Below are 4,021 nucleotides of genomic sequence, written 5' to 3' on the forward strand. Positions count from 1 at the left end.
CAAGAACTTTTAAAAGCAGTAATGTAAGTTCATTATTCCGCAATTATTTATAAAAATTATCATACAAATGATCTGTACATCAAAAGTGAATTGATGTGCAGATCATTTGTGTGAGCAAAGTCCCTTTAGCCTTATTAAGGGACTTTTTTTAATTTCTACATACTTGAGGTTCCATCACATCAACATCAAATTAAAGCTCTTAAATATGGATCCACAAACAAAAAGAACTAGTATCACACTAATTCTTTTTGTTTATTTAGAATAAATAAAATTTAAAAAACACATAAATATTCATGTTACACTATATTATGACACTCAATTTTGTTTATACCATACAACAAAACTAAACTAATCCCTTATCTATAATAGATAAGGGATTAGTTTGTATAAATAATTTTAATCCTGTCCAGAGATTAAAAACCATATTAAAAGTTTACATAACCCCACTTATCGGTATTCAATATATCTAGAAAAAACCCCTTCAGCTTACTTGCTGAAGGGGATTCGTATTTACATAATTCCCGTTAGCGGAAGACACGAATTAAGACTGAGCTATGGTAATAATAATAATTTCTCCTAAGATACCACGATTTTCAGCATGTCGATGGGCTTCAACAATTTGCTCCATTGGATAGATGGAATTGATGGCGGGAACTATATCACCATTATTGACCAACTGTGCAAGGTGTGTGAGGTTTTTGCGATTAGGAAACGCAATTACCAAACGGGTTCGGTGCTGTCCGTACCGTGCAGAAAGAAGAACACTGAATAGACCTCTTATTGGTTTTTCAGCATCAAATGCAATTGTGAGCAATTTTCCATCTGGTTTAAGTTTCTTTCTAAATGCTTTAAGATCTTTTCCTGCTGTATCAAAGATGATATCAAACAACTCGAGTTCTTCAGATGATGTTTTGCGATAGTCGAATACTTCATCCGCACCATAGTTTATTACTGCATCCATGGTAGTTTTTGAAGCGAGGACTGTAACATGTGCTCCAAGTGCTTTTGCAATCTGTATGGCGAAAATACCGACACCTCCTGCTCCACGTATAAGGACTCGATCACCAGCTTTTATGTTCCCTTTATCACTAGAGCAATTAGAGCTGTGACTCCTGCACAAGGCAATGCTGCAGCTTCTATTGGAGACATTTGAGATGGCATTAACGAGGGCTTGTTTACGTTTATAACAACATATTCAGCTGTAGCATTGGTATTAGTTGTAGTATTTCCCCACACCACCAACCTTGAAGTCCGTGACATCAGGTCCTAACTTGTCCACTATCCCTACTACATCTTGACCAATGGTTTTAGGGAATTTTGAAAGTACGTTAGTTATCTTACTGGCTGTACCTTTTCATACATTTAAGTCACCTCCGTTGATGGAAGTGGCAAACATTTTGACAAGTACTTCTCCCTTATTTGCTTGGGGAATGGGGGTTTCCTGAATTTCAAGAACTTCTGGGCCTCCGAACCGATTGTACACAACTCTTTTCAAACTTTTTAACAAAACCAATTTAATAATATAACATAAAAAAATCTAAAATTTCATGCAATATTGCATGAAATTTTAGATTGCAAGCCATATACTTTCTAAATATAATAAATATAAATATAGCCGAAATTTCTGAAAATACAGATATGCGTTTTGTGAAAGAAGATGGAATAGAGGAAACATCTATTTCATAGGTAGATTATTAAGTGTATTTATTTTTTGATACATAAATCACACTTTAAAAATTGATTTTTCGAATCATTTTTTAATAATATAAAATAATATTTACGCCAGTACTTTAGGTAATATCTTTAACAAATATCATGAACTCAATTAAACAATAAAGATCATCAGAATATATGATACTATAACATAATCTTTATTTACGCCCTAAATTTTCTGAATAATTAAAATAAACTTACTTTTACAACAGGTACAATTAATATGTAGGATTTATCCTAAAAATTTGATGAATGGTGGGAATGAAATGAACCGCAAGATGTTAACAAAATGGTTTGGAATTATGAGTTTAATCATTATGTTGCTAGGAGTTTCTATGCCACAAGCAGCAGCCGAGATAATACATCAAGAAAAATTTCAAATGAACTGGAATTATATTAAATTCAAAGGTACTGAAGTAAAGGTAAAGTCAGACTTTCTAAGAACGTCATCAAAAGATGTTGCGTATTGTTTATCACCTGAGTTGAATTCACCTAATGGAGATAACCTTTCTGAAATTGGAAAAGAGGATGATTTTGTATATCGTGTTTTACTTTATGGATACCCTCAAAAAACGCCAGCAGAATTAGGGGTTTCTACAAAAGAGGAAGCCTACTATGCAACTCAATTAGCTATCTGGATTGCATCTAAAAAAATTGAACTCGCCGATTCAAAAACAGAAAACCAACAGATATATAACCTTGTAAAACATCTGGTAGAAAAAGCTTCTAAAGGTACTGAAGTGCAGGAAACATATTTGAATATAATACCTAATGGAAAACAAACTGTAGAAAAAAATGGAGACTATTTTGAAACAAATTTATATATGGTTCAATCAAATGCAGTATCTGGAGTATATTCCGTTCAAATTGAGGATGCACCAGAAGGAGTTCAAATTATAAATGAACAAGGTGAAAAAAAGAATGAATTCTCTATCAAGGAAAATTTTAAAGTTCTGATTCCGAAAAACACACCAAGTGGAAATTTCAAGTTAAGAGTAAATACAAAATTTCAGAGTTTACAAGCAGTTATCTTTGATGGACAACAAAGGGTTCAAAATACAACTGCCTTATTACCAAGAACGAGCGAGAAAAGCAGTGCAGATATAGTAGTAAAATGGGAAATTTTAGGATCTTTAAAAATTATGAAGGTAGGAGAAAATAGAGAAGTCTTAAAAGGGGCTGTGTTTGAGGTTGTAAGTGAAAATGGGAATTTCATAAAAGAAATCACTACAGCTGAGAATGGAATTGCTACATTAAATAACCTTCCTACTGATACGTATGTTATAAAAGAAATTCAAGCTCCAGAGGGATATGTACTTGATCCTACAATAAAAAAATTAGAAGTAAAAACTGGCGAGATAGCAGAAATAAAAATCAAGAATCGAAAAATAAAAAGTGACCTAGAAATCAAAAAAGTGCATGCTACATATGAAAATGCTAAACAATCTTATGATACACAAAGTAAAAAGCACACAGAAGAAAAGAATCTTGCAAGTAAAGAAAAGCATTACCTGCCATCAGCAGGAACAAAGCTTCCAACGACCCCATTTGTAGGACTAGGATTTATTATTTTAGGAATCTATATATTAAAAATACGAAAATATCATGGTTAAAATCTATAAACAATAAAGGTTTGTTACTAATGCTTAAAGCTAAATATGCTAAGAAATGTTTTGTAAAAAATGTAGATTATAACTACTATCACAAATGAAAGCGCTTTCTGAATGTGCAACTATTAAAAAAGGTTCTGTTACAAAGTTTCTTACTATCAAATTAGATGAAGTATTTTCCATTAACTATTATGAAACCATAAATAATTTTTGTAATTCACTTCACGTCGAAAAACAGGAGTCTAGTTTAAGACTTCTGTTTTGGGTTCTGGTGCAAAAATAAAACACAAGGGAATAAAGCATATATATTCCTAACGGAATCGTATCTTATGTTGCAAGTCCAAACAATTGATGGATAAATTCTTTTTGATTTTGTGCAGACTGGCTCCGTAAAGCAATCTGTTCTTTTTTAATCATATGCATGGCTTCTACTCCAGAAAGAATGGATGTAGCTGTGTCAAAAGATTTAAGGCCTAGCATAGAACGGATTCGCTTCTTTATAAAGCGATGATCTTGTTCTACTATGTTATTCAAGTACTTTTGTTGTCTAAGTCGCATACCGTTAGGTATGCTTTTCTTACGATTAGTCAACCTGTATTTATAGATTTTTGATGGATTGAGTACCAAAAATCTATATCAAACATGTATCCACGTATAACGCATACTAAATACCCCTAATATGATTCTTTTTTTTACTA

Annotated in this window: 3 protein-coding genes and 1 pseudogene; 1 reads left to right on the top strand and 3 read right to left on the bottom strand. The window is 32.3% G+C overall.

Annotated elements, in window-relative coordinates; translation table 11 throughout:
- Window positions 1–541 precede the first annotated feature (541 nt).
- Both JDS80_RS30295 and JDS80_RS32275 read right to left on the bottom strand, forming a co-directional pair.
- Window positions 542–1,120: an NAD(P)-dependent alcohol dehydrogenase gene (locus JDS80_RS30295; RefSeq protein WP_199640776.1), complete on the bottom strand. Its 579-nt coding sequence runs from the start codon at window positions 1,118–1,120 to the stop codon at window positions 542–544.
- A gap of 93 nt (window positions 1,121–1,213) precedes the next feature.
- Window positions 1,214–1,336, bottom strand: coding sequence for an alcohol dehydrogenase catalytic domain-containing protein (locus JDS80_RS32275; protein WP_116733509.1), 123 nt, complete (start codon window positions 1,334–1,336; stop codon window positions 1,214–1,216).
- 643 nt (window positions 1,337–1,979) lie between these two features.
- Between JDS80_RS32275 and JDS80_RS30305 the strand changes: the two genes are divergently transcribed.
- Window positions 1,980–3,326 (top strand): SpaA isopeptide-forming pilin-related protein, encoded by a 1,347-nt coding sequence (locus JDS80_RS30305; RefSeq protein WP_199640777.1) that lies wholly within the window; start codon window positions 1,980–1,982, stop codon window positions 3,324–3,326.
- Window positions 3,327–3,650: 324 nt separating this feature from the next.
- On the opposite strand, the pseudogene JDS80_RS30310 reads toward JDS80_RS30305, so the two are convergent.
- Window positions 3,651–3,884: pseudogene (locus JDS80_RS30310) on the bottom strand (DDE-type integrase/transposase/recombinase); the annotation flags it as partial.
- Window positions 3,885–4,021: the final 137 nt, after the last annotated feature.

It is taken from the genome of Bacillus cereus group sp. N8, assembly GCF_016483685.1.
In the GTDB taxonomy this organism is placed as follows: Bacteria; Bacillota; Bacilli; order Bacillales; family Bacillaceae_G; genus Bacillus_A; species Bacillus_A proteolyticus.

What these genes read in the sequence shown, in the direction of transcription:
- JDS80_RS30305 (WP_199640777.1), top strand. Translation starts at nt 1,980, where the DNA reads ATGAACCGCAAGATGTTAACAAAATGGTTTGGAATTATGAGTTTAATC.